Source organism: Rhizobium sp. SVR5-2C (genome assembly GCF_056755115.1).
The window spans coordinates 29,624-44,104 of the sequence record NZ_JBNDHT010000030.1; the positions used below are offsets into that span (position 1 = coordinate 29,624).

General features: G+C 62.5%; 13 protein-coding genes and 2 tRNA genes. 7 read left to right on the top strand and 8 right to left on the bottom strand.

Going from position 1 to position 14,481, the window contains the following annotated elements; translation table 11 throughout:
* The first annotated feature begins 138 nt into the window (after positions 1-138).
* The 3 genes from ACPYOI_RS11310 to ppdK all read left to right on the top strand — a co-directional run bounded on the left by ACPYOI_RS11310 (position 139) and on the right by ppdK (position 7,600).
* Entirely contained in the window at positions 139-831 is a 693-nt protein-coding gene (locus ACPYOI_RS11310; RefSeq protein ID WP_168828668.1) for a DsbA family protein, read from the top strand.
* 234 nt (positions 832-1,065) lie between these two features.
* The gene (gene smc / locus ACPYOI_RS11315; protein WP_481417837.1) at positions 1,066-4,530 is read left to right on the top strand and encodes a chromosome segregation protein SMC; all 3,465 of its coding nucleotides are present in this window, start codon (positions 1,066-1,068) and stop codon (positions 4,528-4,530) included.
* A 397-nt stretch (positions 4,531-4,927) separates the two neighbouring features.
* Entirely contained in the window at positions 4,928-7,600 is a 2,673-nt protein-coding gene (ppdK, locus tag ACPYOI_RS11320) for a pyruvate, phosphate dikinase (RefSeq protein ID WP_168828670.1), read from the top strand.
* On the opposite strand, the gene ACPYOI_RS11325 is transcribed toward ppdK, so the two are convergent.
* Together ACPYOI_RS11325 and ACPYOI_RS11330 are read right to left on the bottom strand one after the other, a co-directional pair.
* On the bottom strand, positions 7,588-7,845 hold the full coding sequence (locus tag ACPYOI_RS11325; RefSeq protein WP_481417838.1) for a hypothetical protein: 258 nt from the start codon (positions 7,843-7,845) through the stop codon (positions 7,588-7,590). The genes ppdK and ACPYOI_RS11325 overlap by 13 nt on opposite strands.
* A gap of 90 nt (positions 7,846-7,935) precedes the next feature.
* Positions 7,936-8,325: a hypothetical protein gene (locus ACPYOI_RS11330; protein ID WP_481422872.1), complete on the bottom strand. Its 390-nt coding sequence runs from the start codon at positions 8,323-8,325 to the stop codon at positions 7,936-7,938.
* A gap of 214 nt (positions 8,326-8,539) precedes the next feature.
* On the opposite strand from ACPYOI_RS11330, the gene ACPYOI_RS11335 reads away from it, so the two are divergent.
* Positions 8,540-9,445: a DUF1499 domain-containing protein gene (locus tag ACPYOI_RS11335; protein ID WP_481417840.1), complete on the top strand. Its 906-nt coding sequence runs from the start codon at positions 8,540-8,542 to the stop codon at positions 9,443-9,445.
* 26 nt (positions 9,446-9,471) lie between these two features.
* Here the strand turns inward: ACPYOI_RS11335 and ACPYOI_RS11340 are convergent, their stop codons facing one another.
* Both ACPYOI_RS11340 and ACPYOI_RS11345 read right to left on the bottom strand, forming a co-directional pair.
* A complete protein-coding gene (locus tag ACPYOI_RS11340; protein ID WP_481417841.1) occupies positions 9,472-10,380 on the bottom strand; it encodes an MBL fold metallo-hydrolase in 909 nt (302 codons plus the stop codon).
* Between the two features lie 3 nt (positions 10,381-10,383).
* Positions 10,384-10,680 carry a cupin domain-containing protein gene (locus ACPYOI_RS11345; protein WP_481422873.1) on the bottom strand — a complete coding sequence of 99 codons (297 nt, stop codon included), beginning with the start codon at positions 10,678-10,680 and terminating at the stop codon, positions 10,384-10,386.
* A 157-nt stretch (positions 10,681-10,837) separates the two neighbouring features.
* On the opposite strand from ACPYOI_RS11345, the gene ACPYOI_RS11350 reads away from it, so the two are divergent.
* A tRNA-Gln gene (locus ACPYOI_RS11350) sits at positions 10,838-10,912 on the top strand.
* Here the strand turns inward: ACPYOI_RS11350 and ACPYOI_RS11355 are convergent.
* From ACPYOI_RS11355 to ACPYOI_RS11365, 3 genes are all read right to left on the bottom strand, one after another.
* The gene (locus ACPYOI_RS11355; RefSeq protein ID WP_481417625.1) at positions 10,913-11,170 is read right to left on the bottom strand and encodes a BrnA antitoxin family protein; all 258 of its coding nucleotides are present in this window, start codon (positions 11,168-11,170) and stop codon (positions 10,913-10,915) included. It lies immediately after the preceding tRNA gene.
* A complete protein-coding gene (locus tag ACPYOI_RS11360) occupies positions 11,136-11,423 on the bottom strand; it encodes a BrnT family toxin (RefSeq protein ID WP_481417626.1) in 288 nt (95 codons plus the stop codon). The genes ACPYOI_RS11355 and ACPYOI_RS11360 overlap by 35 nt, the downstream gene beginning before the upstream one ends.
* A 104-nt stretch (positions 11,424-11,527) precedes the next feature.
* A complete protein-coding gene (locus ACPYOI_RS11365) occupies positions 11,528-11,941 on the bottom strand; it encodes a hypothetical protein (protein WP_168828677.1) in 414 nt (137 codons plus the stop codon).
* 268 nt (positions 11,942-12,209) lie between these two features.
* Here ACPYOI_RS11365 and ACPYOI_RS11370 point away from each other — a divergent pair.
* Positions 12,210-12,286: transfer RNA gene (locus tag ACPYOI_RS11370), tRNA-Pro, on the top strand.
* Between the two features lie 464 nt (positions 12,287-12,750).
* Positions 12,751-12,912: a DUF3309 family protein gene (locus tag ACPYOI_RS11375; RefSeq protein WP_481417627.1), complete on the top strand. Its 162-nt coding sequence runs from the start codon at positions 12,751-12,753 to the stop codon at positions 12,910-12,912.
* Positions 12,913-12,996: 84 nt separating this feature from the next.
* Here the strand turns inward: ACPYOI_RS11375 and cysN are convergent, their stop codons facing one another.
* Positions 12,997-14,481, bottom strand: a complete 1,485-nt coding sequence (cysN, locus tag ACPYOI_RS11380) for a sulfate adenylyltransferase subunit CysN (protein WP_168828679.1) — start codon at positions 14,479-14,481, stop codon at positions 12,997-12,999.

The following is a 14,481-nucleotide window of genomic DNA, read 5'->3' on the forward strand; positions in this document are numbered from 1 at the left end:
CGCCTGGATTTGGCGGATCACTTGCTTTTGGACCCATCAAGGTCACAATTCTTTGAAGAAAGTTGGCGAAGCGTGCCTTGTTCGCGGCGGCATGCCGTTATATCGCACATGCAGCCGCTCTTTTGATTAGGGGAACCCATGCAGATCTCTGAAATGCAACTGACGAAACGCCAGCTTCTTTGCGCAATGGCCGCCGCGACTGCGACCTTGGCAGCCTCCGGAGCTGCCGATGCAGCGCCCGAGATTCCGCAGCCCGATGGCGACGTCGACATGGCGGCAGTGCTCAAGCCCGGTCCCCTGCCGGAAATGGCGCTCGGCAAGGAAGATGCTCCGGTGACCATCGTCGAATACATGTCGATGACCTGCCCGCACTGCGCGCATTTCCACAACACGACCTTTGACGAGATCAAGAAGAAATACGTCGATACCGGCAAGGCGCGCTTCATCATCCGCGAGTTCCCGTTCGATCCGGCCGCTGCCGCCGCCTTCATGCTCGCTCGCTGCAATGCCTCAAACGCGGAAGAATTGAGCACGCCGGAGCAGTATTTCCCGATGGTGGCCATGCTGTTCAAGCAGCAGGAAACGTGGGCGGCAGCCGAAGATCGCCGTGCGGCACTTCTCCAGATGTCCAAACTCGCTGGATTTACTGAGGATAGCTTTACGAAGTGCTTGACGAACCAGAAGCTTCTGGATGAAGTGAATGCGACCCGGGAAAGGGGCGCCAAGGACTTTGGCGTCAACGCCACGCCGACTTTCCTCATTAACGGGAAGCGCTATTCTGGAGACATGCCGGTTGACACCATGTCGGCCCTCATCGATAGCCTGCTCTGATCCGAACCGTTTGAAGACAACGGGCGACGGCAATAGCCGTGCGCCCGTTTTTTATTTTGCGCTATCCCTTCTCCCCCCGGGGGAGAAGGTGCCCGAAGGGCGGATGAGGGGGGCGAGGCGCGGGCGCGCCGGCCACCTCCATCTCCGCATCGTTTCTGATCGCTTGCGCCCGGTACCCCTTCATCCGGCTCTTCGAGCCGCCTTCTCCCCGAGGGGAGAAGGGGAGATCGCGGCATGAAGTTCAACAAGCTCCGCCTTGTCGGCTTCAAGTCCTTCGTCGAGCCGGCGGAATTCATCATCGAGCGCGGCCTGACCGGCGTCGTCGGGCCGAATGGCTGCGGCAAGTCCAACCTGGTCGAGGCGCTGCGCTGGGTAATGGGCGAAAATTCCTACAAGAACATGCGCGCCTCCGGCATGGACGACGTGATCTTTTCCGGTTCGGGAAACCGTCCGGCGCGCAATACGGCCGAAGTCGCCCTCTATCTTGACAATGGCGAGCGTAGGGCGCCTGCCGCCTTCAACGACAGCGACGAAATCCAGGTCACCCGCCGCATCGAGCGCGAGCAGGGCTCGATCTATCGCATCAACGGCAAGGAAAGCCGCGCCAAGGACGTGCAGCTTCTTTTCGCCGATGCCTCGACCGGCGCACGTTCGCCCTCGATGGTCGGGCAGGGGCGCATCGGCGAGCTGATTGCGGCAAAGCCCCAGGCCCGCCGCCAGCTGCTGGAAGAGGCGGCCGGCATTTCCGGCCTGCATTCCCGCCGTCATGAGGCCGAACTGCGGCTGCGCGCCGCCGAAGGCAACCTCGAGCGGCTGGATGACGTGACATCGCAGCTCGAAAGCCAGATCGAGAGCCTGAAGCGGCAAGCGCGCCAGGCAAGCCGTTTCAAGACGCTGTCTGCTGAAATCCGCGCCCGCGAGGCAACGCTCCTGCATATCCGCTGGGTGCAGGCGAAGGAGGCGGAGGCCGAGGCCGACAGCGCGCTTAACCAGGCAACGGTCGTCGTTGCCGAAAAAGCCCAAGTTCAGATGGAGGCCGCAAAGGCCCAGGCGGTCGCCAGCCTGAAGCTGCCGGAACTGCGCGAAAGCGAGGCACGCGCTGCGGCGGCCCTCCAGCGCCTGCAGATCGCCAAGACCCAGCTCGAGGACGATGCAAACCGCATTCTCAGGCGCCGCGACGAGCTCACCCGCAGACTGACGCAGCTTGCCGAGGACATTCGCCGCGAGGAGCGGTTGGTGTCCGACAATGCCGCAATCCTTGCGCGGCTCGATGCCGAAGAGGCCGACATCGTCGAGATCTTGGCAGATTCCGGCCGCCATGCCGATGAACTGCGAGAAGCCTTCGAAGACGCGGCCGCCAGGCTCGCCGACAGCGAACGCGTCTTCGCGGCGCTGACGGCCGAACGCGCCGAGGCTGCGGCCGGGCGCAATCAGCTTGAGCGCGCGATCCGCGATCTGGCCGACCGCAAGATGCGCCTCGAGCGGCAGATGGATGAAGCGAACCGCGAGCTCTCCGGTGTCGCCGGTAAGATCGCCGCGCTGCCCGATCCTGACGAAAAGCGGGCGATGGTCGAGGCGGGCGAGGTAGCCGTTGCCGAGGCCGAAGCGACGATCCAGGCGGTTGAACGGACGCTTGCCGCTGCCCGCGAAGCCGAAGCGCTTGCCCGCGCGCCGGTCGATCAGGCCCGCTCGAAGCTCAATGCGCTTGAAACTGAAGCCCGCACGATTTCGAGCATGCTTGCGGCCGGTGCTGCGGCTGGAGAATTCCCGCCGGTTGCCGATGAGCTTAACGTTGATCGCGGCTTCGAAACGGCTTTGGGTGCGGCCCTCGGCGACGATCTGGAATCACCGCTCGATCCGAAGGCGCCAGCCCATTGGTCGCAGAATGGCGACGGCGCGTCCGACGCTGCGCTGCCGCCCGGTGCCGTGCCGCTGGCGAACCATGTCGCCGCCCCGGCGGCCCTGACGCGCAGCTTGAAGCAGATCGGCCTCGTTGCCAATGCCGACGCCGCGCGGCGTCTGATGAAGGACCTGCAGCCCGGACAGCGGCTGGTAACGAAGGAAGGCGCGGTCTATCGCTGGGATGGTCATGTGACCGGTGCCGACGCCCCAAGCGCCGCCGCTCTGCGCCTGGCCCAAAGGAATCGGCTCGGCGAGCTCGAGAACGAAGTCTCGCTTGCCCGCGATGGTCTCGCCGAAGCGGCGGAGCGGCTTCAGTCGGCGGCTGAGGCCATTCGCAGCGAGGAACGCAAGCTCATCGAGGCGCGTGACATGAGCCGCATTGCGGCCCGGCACCTCGCCGAAGGTCGTGACGCGCTGGCCGCTGCCGAACGCGCCTCCGGCGATCTCATTCGCCGTCGAGACGTGATTGCCGAGGCCGTCAGCCAGCTCCAGTCACAGCTGGAAGACCTTGCCATTCAGGAAGAGAATGCGCGCATCGAGCTCGAAGACGCGCCTGACCTGACGGCGCTCGATGAGCGGCTGCGCATCCAGCAGGCTGCGGTCGCAACCGAGCGCGGCCTTACGGCCGAAGCCCGCGCCCGCCACGACAGCCTCAACCGCGAGAACGAGGCCCGCCAGCGCCGGATCGTGGCGATCGGCCAGGAGCGCGAGACTTGGCGCCATCGCGCCGCCAGCGCCGAGGATCACATCGCGACCCTGCGCGAGCGCGAAGAGGAAGCTCGCGAAGAAGCCGCCGAACTCGAATTGGCTCCGGATGAATTCGACGACAAGCGCCGTGCGCTGCTGAGCGAGCTGCAGAAGGCCGAGGCCGCACGGCGCGAGGCCTCCGATCTCCTGGCTGCCGCCGAGCTCGTGCAGCGCGACGCGGATCACAAGGCTGCCGTCGCCCTTTCCGAACTTGCCGAAAGCCGCGAGCGGCGTGGCCGGGCCGAAGAGCGCCTCGTCTCCGCCCGGGAAAAGCGGCAGGAGAGCGAGGGCCGTATTCGCGAGGCGCTGAATGTTCCGCCGCATGAGGCATTCCGCCTGACGGGCCTGCAGCCCACGCAGTCAATTCCCGATCCGCGTGAGGTCGAGCGCGAGCTGGAACGCCTGAAGATGGAGCGCGAGCGCCTTGGCGCAGTCAACCTGCGCGCAGAGGAAGAGCAGAAGGAACTCACCGAAAAGCTTCAGGCCTTGATCAAGGAGCGCGACGATGTCATCGATGCCATCCGCAAGCTCCGCGGCGCGATCCAGAGCCTCAATCGCGAGGGCCGCGAGCGTCTGATCGCTGCCTTCGACGTCGTCAACGCCCAGTTCCAGCGCCTCTTTACTCACCTTTTCGGTGGCGGGACGGCAGAACTGCAGCTGATCGAATCGGATGATCCTCTGGAAGCCGGGCTGGAAATCCTCGCACGCCCGCCGGGCAAGAAGCCGCAGACCATGACGCTTCTCTCGGGGGGCGAGCAGGCACTGACGGCCATGGCCCTGATCTTCGCAGTCTTCCTCACCAATCCTGCGCCGATCTGCGTGCTCGACGAGGTCGACGCTCCCCTCGACGACCACAATGTCGAGCGCTACTGCAATCTGATGGATGAGATGGCCGCGTCGACGGAGACCCGATTCGTGATCATTACTCATAATCCGATCACCATGGCTCGCATGGATCGACTTTTTGGTGTAACAATGGCTGAGCAAGGCGTATCGCAGCTTGTTTCTGTGGATTTGCAGACCGCCGAACGCCTTCGGGAAACCGGCTGAAAAATAAGGTTTTTTAGAAAACCCCAAAAAAGGTCGCTGTTGCTGCCGCGTACTAACCCACTTGGGTGATGCGCTTTTTATGAAATTGAATTAGAAGTTGTTTTACAAAGGCGGACCTGAACAGTCCATCGCATGTTGGATCTACCGGGTAGCATACCGGATTAGGGTGATCTGGATTTACCTGGTTTTCGAGACCCCCCGTCCGGGTTCCTGGCTGGACGGAAAAAAGGCTTTGCGGGACCGTTGTTGCCGGTCCCGCAAAGCCCTTTTCTTTTTCTCCACCAATTTCCGCGAAAATGGCCGCATTTTTGTGCGATGCAACATTTCGCCATATTTGTCGATTTTCATTTCAGGACCAAGGGAATAAGCTAGGCCTGATTTTACGATCGGGGGAAAGATGACCAAGCTCGTCTATACGTTCGGCGAAGGGCAGGCGGAAGGCCGCGCCCGAAACCATGACGTCTTGGGCGGCAAGGGCGCCAACCTCGCCGAGATGTGCAGCCTTGGCCTGCCGGTGCCGCCGGGCTTCACCATCATCGCGGACGCCTGTAGTGATTACTACGCGGCCGGCAAACGCATCGATACCGTCCTGAAAGAGGAAATTCGACGCGGATTGGAAACGATCGAGGCGTCGACCGGCCGGCGCTTTGGCGCAAAGGACCGGCCGTTGCTTCTGTCCGTCCGCTCGGGTGCCCGCACGTCCATGCCGGGCATGATGGACACGGTTCTCAATCTCGGTCTCAACGACGAAACCGTGCAGGCGCTCGGACATGATGCGGGGGACGCCCGGTTCGCCTGGGACAGTTATCGCCGCTTCATCCAGATGTATGCGGATGTGGTCATGGGCCTCGACCACGAAATCTTCGAGGAAATCCTCGAAGACCAGAAGGCGCGCCTCGGCCATGAGTTTGATACCGAGCTCACTGCCACCGACTGGCAGCATGTGGTTTTGCTCTATAAGGAGCTGATCGAAGAGGAACTCGGCGAGGAGTTCCCGCAAGACCCGGAAGAGCAGCTTTGGGGGGCCGTCGGCGCAGTCTTTTCGAGCTGGATGAGCCCGCGCGCAGTCACCTATCGCCAGTTACACAACATCCCAGGCACCTGGGGCACGGCCGTCAACATCCAGGCCATGGTGTTCGGCAATCTCGGCAATTCGTCGGCAACGGGGGTTGCCTTCACACGCAATCCCTCGACGGGCGAGAAGTCGCTCTACGGCGAATTTCTGGTCAACGCGCAAGGCGAAGACGTGGTCGCCGGCATCCGCACGCCGCAGAGCATCACGGAGGAAGGCCGCATCAATTCCGGCTCCGACCGCCCATCGCTGGAAAAGCTGATGCCGGAAGCGTTTGCCGAGCTCACCCGCATCTGCGCCGAGCTCGAGGCGCATTTCCGCGATATGCAGGACATCGAGTTCACGATCGAGCGCGGCAAGCTCTGGATGCTGCAGACTCGTTCCGGCAAGCGTTCGACGAAGGCAGCGATGAAGATCGCCGTCGACATGGTGGACGAGAAGCTGATCACCGAAGAGCAGGCGGTGCTGCGCATCGAGCCGTCGACGCTCGACCAGCTTCTGCATCCGACGATCGATCCCCGCGTCCAGGGCCAGGTGATCGGATCCGGATTGCCGGCCTCGCCGGGCGCTGCCACGGGCGAAATCGTCTTCACCGCCGAGGAGGCCGTGGAGGCGCAGGAGGAAGGCCGCAAGGTCATTCTGCTGCGCGTCGAAACGAGCCCGGAAGATATCCACGGCATGCATGCTGCCGAAGGCATCCTGACCACGCGCGGCGGCATGACGAGCCATGCGGCTGTCGTTGCTCGCGGCATGGGCATCCCCTGCGTGGTCGGCGCGGGAACCATGCGGATCGATCTCCGCAACGAACGCCTCATCGGCATGGGCGTGACCCTGAAAAAAGGCGACGTCATAACCATCGACGGTTCCTCCGGGCACGTGCTGAAGGGCGAGGTACCGATGATCCAGCCAGAGCTTTCCGGCGATTTCGGCCGCATCATGGGCTGGGCCGACAGGGTTCGTCGCATGAGGGTGCGCACCAATGCCGACACGCCCGCCGATGCGCGCGCCGCGCGCGCCTTCGGGGCCGAAGGGATCGGTCTTTGCCGCACCGAGCATATGTTTTTCGAAGGCGAGCGCATCCACGCGATGCGAGAGATGATCCTTGCCGAAGACGAGACGGGCAGACGGGCGGCGCTCGACAAGCTGTTGCCGATGCAGCGGCTGGATTTCACCGGCCTCTTCACCGTCATGCACGGCCTGCCGGTGACCATCCGCCTGCTCGACCCGCCGCTCCACGAGTTCCTGCCGAAGACGGACGAGGAGATTGCCGATGTAGCGGCCGCCATGGCCATGGAGGCCACCGCGCTTCGCCAACGCGTCGATGCGCTGCACGAGTTCAATCCGATGCTCGGCCACCGCGGCTGCCGCCTTGCCATCTCCTATCCTGAAATCGTCGAGATGCAGGCGCGCGCCATCTTCGAGGCCGCCGTCGCCGCTGCGCAGGAAACCGGTGCAGCCGTGGTGCCGGAAATCATGGTGCCGCTCGTCGGTCTGCGTTCCGAACTGGATTACGTCAAGGAACGGATCGATACGACTGCCAAGGCCGTCATGGCCGAAGGCGGCCTGAAGATCGACTATCTCGTCGGCACAATGATCGAGCTTCCGCGCGCCGCTCTCCGCGCCCACAAGATCGCCGAGGCTGCCGAATTCTTCTCCTTTGGCACCAACGACCTGACGCAGACGACCTTCGGCATTTCCCGCGACGACGCTTCCGCCTTCATTCCGACGTACCAGCGCAAGGGAATCATCGAGCACGATCCCTTCATCTCACTGGACTTCGAGGGAGTCGGCGAGCTGATCAGCCTCGCCGCCGAACGCGGCAGGCGCACGCGCAACGACATGAAACTCGGTATTTGCGGCGAGCATGGCGGTGACCCGGTCTCGATCCATTTTTGCGAAGAGATCGGCCTCGATTACGTCTCCTGTTCGCCATTCCGCGTGCCGATTGCCCGGCTGGCGGCAGCGCAGGCAGCCATCAATGGTAATCAGCGGTCGTAACGCGAACCGGAGATGAGCCGGTCGAAGTTGTCGTCCGCCTGCAAGCGAAAGGCCCGTGCGTCGGCGCGCCGGTCAAGCTCGATGCGCTGCAGGCAGGTGGCAAAGGCATCGGTGCCGCGCCGGAAGCCATAGCTGAGGCATGTCCGGTCATCGATGGCTCGCTGCTCTGCCGGCGTCACACTCTGGCAAGCCGAAAGGCCGATTGCGACCGCAGCGAGAGCGAAGGAAAGGGCGGAAAGACGCATGGTGCACATTCTCCGATGCATGAACCGGTCGCCCGACAAAAGGCGATTTGCCGGCTCGCGTCAACAAGCACCGGAAAAACGCTGAACTCGTCAGATGCGCTCCAGAACCTCGATGAAGGCATCCGCAAAGCGCACGAGATGGGCCGTCTCCTGATCCGGCGCCTGGATCCGGATTTCCGAGCTGTTGCCATCGAGAACGGCAAGCAGGACCCGCATTCCCCCATTGACCGACGGCACACGCAAAACGCCGATGCGCTTGCAGTCCTCGATCAGGCCGGCCGCCGGAAGATCGAAGAGGAATTCGCCCCTGGCATTGCTTGCCGCCGTGCGCACGGCGTCGCAGAAACCTGCTTCGCCGCCGTCATAACCTTCCAGCGAAAGCTCGAGCTGGAGAAGCTCCATCGGCAGGAAGGATGCGGATTGATCGCTTGTGCCTCGCGGGGAAGTCTGCGGCTTTGTGGTCGTCTCTGATGAAAGCATGCCCTCTCTGCTCCTTACAGTTGTGCCAAAACCCAGATCACCCTTTCGACATATCAGATCTTGCTTATGAAAGCCATCTCACCCTTTTGGGTGGATTGCTTGCTCCGTGTGGCGAGACAACAGTTTCAATTTGGACGAATCTTGCCATAAACAAAGGTGCGCTCCTCTCGGGGCTCCCCAGGCGAATGCGCGCTGCGCGTAACCGGTAAGTTTGATGGCCATCCGTTTTGACCGCCCCGTTTCCAATTCGGCCCGCTTTTCGCGGCGCGTCGGGGCGTTTGCGCTGGTGCTGTGGGTGGCGACGCTCATCGCCCATCGCTTCGGCGGGCTGGCAACGCCCTATTTCGTGCTGCTTGTTCTTTTTTCCTTCGGTTGTGCACTGCTTGCCGCCTTGCTGGCGGCTGAGGGTCTCAGAAGCCTCTGGATGACCGGAGCCGAAGGCGGGCTGGATGCGCTGAAAGCGCTGATCTTCGCCGTCTTTCCGCTGGCATTCGGCGGATTTGCCGCCGAGCGCTACTTGACGCTGCCGGCCATCTACGACGTATCGACCGATGTCTCTTCGGCACCCGATTGGCTCTCGCCGCCGCACGCCGATCAGATCTGGATGAAGCGCAACCCGGATGTGTCGTCGCAGGAACGCGAAGAACAGCTTCTTGCCTATCCCGAACTCACCGGCAGGCGCTACGAAGGCGCGATCGACCGCGTTCTGGAAGCGGTCAAGAAGGTGGCAAAGCAAAACCGCATTACCATTACCAAGACTGAAGGCGAAGGCGAGCCGGTCCGTGACCTGGAGGATGTGCCGGCGAAGCCCGCGCCGGGCGGCGATGCCGTTGCCGAAGCGCCCGATCAGGTTCCCGTTCCCATGCCCCGGCCTTTCGAGGATGATGTCGCAAAGCTGATCCGCGGTGCAAACGGCGTGACGCTGCAGGGCGAGACACGCACGCTCATCCTCGGCCTGCGCTTCGATGTCTTGATCCGCCTGCGCGAAGAAGCCGAAACCACCTTCGTCGACATCCGCGTCGCCTCCCGCTACGGCCAGAGCGATCTCGGCCTCAGCGCCGAAATCGCCGGCGAATATCTCGCAGCCCTCGATATGGAGTTGCTGGGGATCGCGGGGTAGGGCGGGCGCGAAGCGCCGCCTTTGCTTTAGCTTGGCCGATAGGCGCCGAGAAGCCGGGGCGGCCCGTCGGTCGTGATCTCGCCGCGCTCCAGCAGATCCTCGATATGCGCGAAGACCGAAAGCGCCGCCGCGCCATGGAGCCTGGGGTCGGTGTCGCGGTAGATCACCTTCACCATGTCGGGGATCAGCCGGTCGCCCGCCTTTATCCGTTGAAGCACGGTACGTTCGCGCATGCGGCGATGGGTTTTCAGCGCGCGCATGAAGGTAACGGGACGCCGCACCGGCCCGCCATGGCCCGGCAGAAGCAGGTGGTCGCGGCGCTCGATCAGCTTGTCGAGCGAGGCCATGTAATCGGCCATCGAACCGTCCGGCGGGGCAACGACGGAGGTCGCCCAGGCCATGACATGGTCGCCGGAAAAGAGAGTGCCGGTTCCTTCGAGTGCGAAGGCGGTGTGGTTTGCGGCGTGGCCCGGCGTCAGGACGGCGGTCAGCGCCCAGCCGTCACCCTCAATGGTCTCGCCGTCGCTGACCGCGATATCCGGCACAAAGCCGGTGTCGGAGCTTTCGGCAAACGGGTTGACCTCGCCGTCATGGAGCGGCCGCGCCGCCCGGTGCGGCCCTTCGCCGACGGTGAGCGCGCCGGTCTCCCGCTTGAGTTTCGCGGCAAGCGGCGAGTGGTCGCGATGCGTATGGGTGATGAAGATATGCGTGACCCTGCGGCCCGCCAGCGCCTCAATCAGCGCCTGGAAATGCTCCTCGTTCTCCGGTCCCGGATCGATGACCGCGACGGAGGACGTGCCGACGATGTAGGTATTCGTTCCGTGGAAGGTGAAGGGGCTCGGATTGTTGGCGGTGATGCGCTGCACCCCCGGCTCAACCTCCACCGCGCGGCCATAGTGAGGCTCGAAGGCCAGATCGAATTTCGGGCTCGCCATAGCTTACTTGTATTCTATCTCGATGAACGACATCGGCTCGCTTCCGGCATTGACGACATTGTGCTCCGTGCCCGCCTCGCGCCGGTAGGCCGCTCCCTTGGCGACGTCGACGCGGCGGCTGCCCTCCGCATCCTCGATCAGGAATTTGCAATCCGTCATCGGCACTACGACATAGCCCAGCCCGTGCGTATGCACGCCGGTATCCGCACCCGGCTCGAAATCCCAGCGCGTGATGCGCACCACGGCATCGTCGAGAAGAAGCGTGGCAAGGGCAGGCGGGCGGGCGCGGTACTGGCTCATTATCTCTCCGTCGGCTTGGATAGCGCAGGCCCAGACCTAGCACGGCCGATAGCGCACAGAAATATGGCTTGAGGCGCAAGTTAGTGATTGTGAGGCAGCCGGACCTTTGCTAATCAGGCGTCGCTTCGGCAAGCGGGATTCCGCTCTCATGCTCTGGTGGGGCGTCGCCAAGCGGTAAGGCACCGGTTTTTGGTACCGGCATTCCCAGGTTCGAATCCTGGCGCCCCAGCCATTACTTCTTCAGCGTCTTGGCATATGATTCCAGCACGGCGTTCATGCGGGTCTGATAACCTTTGCCGAGCGACTTATAGGTATCCAGCACTGATTTCTTCACGCGGATCGTGACCGGCTGCGTGCGGTCCGGCTCGACAAGCCGCGCCTCGCGCCAGAAGTTTTCGTCCAGCTCTGGAATATCGCTGAAGTCGATATCCTCGTCGCGGAGAGCGGCGAGTTCCTCAGCGCTCAGTTCTTTTTTGTATTTCGTCTTCATAACGTTTCCTTTCGGAGCGGCTGGCCGGTCGCGCAGATATAATCTTCTTCCGGCCATCTCGGTCGGTATGGACGACGGTGAGAACGGCCAGATTACCGATTGCGCCGATGCTGATCTCGCGAACTTCGCCGTAATCGAAACGGCTGTCGGTCACCGTGAAGACGAAACCTTCGAAAATCCGGCTGGCTGTCTCGAAGCTCACGCCGTGCTTGCCGATATTGTTGAGGTTTTTGCCTTCATCCCATTCGAACATGCGATTTGGATGTTATAACAAATTGTATGTACGAGAAAGGGGTGGCACAAACAAAAACAGGCGGCCTTTCGGCCGCCCGTCTCAAATCGAAGCTTTAGCCCGGATCACTGCCCCGGCTGCGCCGGCGCCAAAAATTCCCCGCAGTAGGATTTGCTGTTTTCGCCCGGGATGTCGCCCATGGTGCGGATGCTGCGGATCGTATAGCTGGAATCGGTGGTGACCTGGGCCTGGCAGCGCAGGTAGAGCGTGCGGGCGGCACTGACCTGCCTGCCGCGCTTGCCGTTTTCGCCATCCTCATATTTAGCCGGGACGCGAACGGTCTTGTAGCCGCCCTTCCAGGTGTAAACGGTGGCCGAGCCGTCTTCGGTGTCGGCGATCGGCGGGCCGTAGGCGGCGAAGAACTTGCCGGCCGACTGGCCGACCCAGCGGGCTGAAATAGGATCGCTTGCAGAAGGTATGGTCGTGCAGCCGGCAAGCGCAATGGCAAGCCCGGCCGCGGCAATGGTGCGGAGTGTCATTTAATCGTCCCTGAATTTATTGCGCATTGAGGGCGCAAACCATTGCTGGCCAACGGTTTCCGCGTGTCCCGCGAGCCCTTTAGCGCGGAACCCGGCAAAAGAAAATTGCCTCTGCTTCGCAATTGCGAAATTTGCTGCGGGTGTGGCTTTTTGTTGCAGTTTTCACGCGCTCGAGTGCCGTCACGCCACTGTAAAAAAATGCCGCCGGTTTTTGAAATTTGGTGCTTGCGCAACGGGATGGGCCGGTCTATAGAGGCGCCGCTGGTCACGGAGTGTAGCGCAGTCTGGTAGCGCACCACGTTCGGGACGTGGGGGTCGAGTGTTCGAATCACTCCACTCCGACCAGCCGAAAAGCCTTTGTTTTTCAGGGCTTTCATCCCGAAAGAACCTTTCTCCGAAAAAACCATTTCGTGACAACGGACCGATCGCGGACCGTTGGAGCAGTTATAACGCGTTCGCTGCCTGTTGTTGGAGCTCGGACTAGCATGTGCGTATGGGCGGTTTTCAGACTTGAGACCTTATGAATCTTGTCCCGCGCGCTGCCGACGCCGAACACGAAGACTCCACCCAAGATCACTAGGGCGAGTATTCACTCGATCGACGTGAATATCGACTTATAGTAACTCGATATTCGATTGCCCGGAATCCTAGTAAAAATCGCTGTATTGTCGGTACGGCCGCCGCAAGATTGTCTGCACCATGGCGAGCAACGCGGCGCGATGATATAGGCAGTTCATGAGCAAGGCAGCACATCGCCGCTGCCGAGGAACGTGAGTTGAGGCGCATTCAGTTGAACTGAGGAGGATGAAATGCTGCGCACGATCCTGCTTGTTGTCCTGATAGTCGTCATGTTCGGCGCCCTACCATATTGGCCCTACATGGCGACGCGCGGGTTCGGCTATGGCCCATCAAGCGTCGCTCTGCTCCTGCTGGCCATTGTCCTCGTGCTGATCAGTTTGAGGCGGATATAAGTGAAGGCGTTGCTTACTGCGGCGCGCCTCATCGCGCGCGCTGCGACGCGACGAAAAAGGGGCCTTTCGGCCCCTTGATCACATTCAGATATCGCTTGCGGCGTTCTTCCAGAGTTCCGCCGCCTCCGCGGCCGTCATCCGGTGCACGTGGGCTTCGTCGCGGCGGTTGGCGAAGAGTTCGCTGGCCATGATCTGGTCGGCGAGATCGGCGGGCAGCGAGAGGATGACGCGCGCGTCGCCGGCATGAAGACCGCCGAGTTCCGAGCGCTTGCTAGTCACCATGCCGCCGGCGACCGTGTTGTTGGTATCCGGATCGATGAGGATGAAGGAGCCGGTGGAACGGTTCTGATCGTAGGGATCGAAGATCGCGGCTTCGTCAAAGGCAAGGCGCACCTTGCCGATCGCGTTCATGTAAAGCCTCTCGGCCGGGTTCCAGGCACCGGTCTTCAGCTCAAGCTGGCTGAGCGGCTGCACCTGCACGCGCTGGCGGCGGCTGCCGCTCTTCAGCCAGTAGCGCTTTCCCGCCTCGATGCCTTCCGGCTGCAGCGCGACGATGTGCGCGTCGAAGGAGAGACCGGTCTGCGGCTGCGCGTCGATCGAGACGATCATGTCGCCGCGCGCGACGTCGACCTGGCGATCGAGCACCAGGGTGATCGCATCGCCTGCGACCGCCGCGTTGCGCACCAGATCGAAGGTGACGATCTTGGAAACGTTGGCGACCATGCCCGACGGCAGGATCATGACGCTGTCGCCCGGCTTCACCGAGCCGCCGGCAACGGTGCCCTGGTAGCCGCGGAAGCTTTCGCCGGGGCGCGAAACGCGCTGCACGGAGAGGCGGAAGCCGACCGTCTGCGAGGAGCGGACGGTTGCAAGCTCAAGCGTCTCGACCAGCGTCGGACCCGTGTACCAGGGCATGGCGGCCTGACCGGAATAGACGACATTTTCGCCCTTCAGCGCCGACATCGGGATCGCGGTGATCTGCTTGACCCCGAGCGAGAGAGCGAACTCCTTGAACTCGTGGGTGATCTTCTCGAACCCAGCACGGTCGTAGCCGGTCAGGTCGATCTTGTTGACCGCCAGCACGAACTGCTTGATGCCGAGGAGCGAGGCGATCGTCGCGTGGCGGCGCGTCTGCTCCAGAATGCCGGCGCGGGCATCGACCAGGAGCACGGCGAGATCCGCGGTTGAAGCGCCGGTTGCCATGTTGCGGGTGTACTGCTCGTGGCCGGGCGTGTCGGCGACGATGAAGGAGCGCTTGTCGGTCGCGAAGTAGCGGTAGGCGACGTCGATCGTGATCCCCTGTTCGCGCTCGGCCTGCAGGCCGTCGAGGAGAAGCGCGAAGTCGGGCAGGCCGAGATCGTTCTGCTTGCCGGTGGAATCGCGCTGAAGCGTTGCGGCCTGGTCTTCCTTGACGGCTTTCGTGTCCCAGAGCAGGCGGCCGATCAGCGTGGATTTGCCGTCGTCGACGCTGCCGCAGGTGAGGAGGCGCAACGGTCGCGAGTCGCGCGCAGCCTTCAGCGGCTCGGCGGCGGGCAGGGCGACGGCGGTTGCAGGTACTGCTGCGGTCAT

What these genes read in the sequence shown, in the direction of transcription:
- ACPYOI_RS11310 (WP_168828668.1), top strand. Translation starts at nt 139, where the DNA reads ATGCAGATCTCTGAAATGCAACTGACGAAACGCCAGCTTCTTTGCGCA.
- smc (WP_481417837.1), top strand. Translation starts at nt 1,066, where the DNA reads ATGAAGTTCAACAAGCTCCGCCTTGTCGGCTTCAAGTCCTTCGTCGAG.
- ppdK (WP_168828670.1), top strand. Translation starts at nt 4,928, where the DNA reads ATGACCAAGCTCGTCTATACGTTCGGCGAAGGGCAGGCGGAAGGCCGC.
- ACPYOI_RS11325 (WP_481417838.1), bottom strand. Translation starts at nt 7,845, where the DNA reads ATGCGTCTTTCCGCCCTTTCCTTCGCTCTCGCTGCGGTCGCAATCGGC.
- ACPYOI_RS11330 (WP_481422872.1), bottom strand. Translation starts at nt 8,325, where the DNA reads ATGCTTTCATCAGAGACGACCACAAAGCCGCAGACTTCCCCGCGAGGC.
- ACPYOI_RS11335 (WP_481417840.1), top strand. Translation starts at nt 8,540, where the DNA reads ATGGCCATCCGTTTTGACCGCCCCGTTTCCAATTCGGCCCGCTTTTCG.
- ACPYOI_RS11340 (WP_481417841.1), bottom strand. Translation starts at nt 10,380, where the DNA reads ATGGCGAGCCCGAAATTCGATCTGGCCTTCGAGCCTCACTATGGCCGC.
- ACPYOI_RS11345 (WP_481422873.1), bottom strand. Translation starts at nt 10,680, where the DNA reads ATGAGCCAGTACCGCGCCCGCCCGCCTGCCCTTGCCACGCTTCTTCTC.
- ACPYOI_RS11355 (WP_481417625.1), bottom strand. Translation starts at nt 11,170, where the DNA reads ATGAAGACGAAATACAAAAAAGAACTGAGCGCTGAGGAACTCGCCGCT.
- ACPYOI_RS11360 (WP_481417626.1), bottom strand. Translation starts at nt 11,423, where the DNA reads ATGTTCGAATGGGATGAAGGCAAAAACCTCAACAATATCGGCAAGCAC.
- ACPYOI_RS11365 (WP_168828677.1), bottom strand. Translation starts at nt 11,941, where the DNA reads ATGACACTCCGCACCATTGCCGCGGCCGGGCTTGCCATTGCGCTTGCC.
- ACPYOI_RS11375 (WP_481417627.1), top strand. Translation starts at nt 12,751, where the DNA reads ATGCTGCGCACGATCCTGCTTGTTGTCCTGATAGTCGTCATGTTCGGC.
- cysN (WP_168828679.1), bottom strand. Translation starts at nt 14,481, where the DNA reads ATGACCGCAGCAGTACCTGCAACCGCCGTCGCCCTGCCCGCCGCCGAG.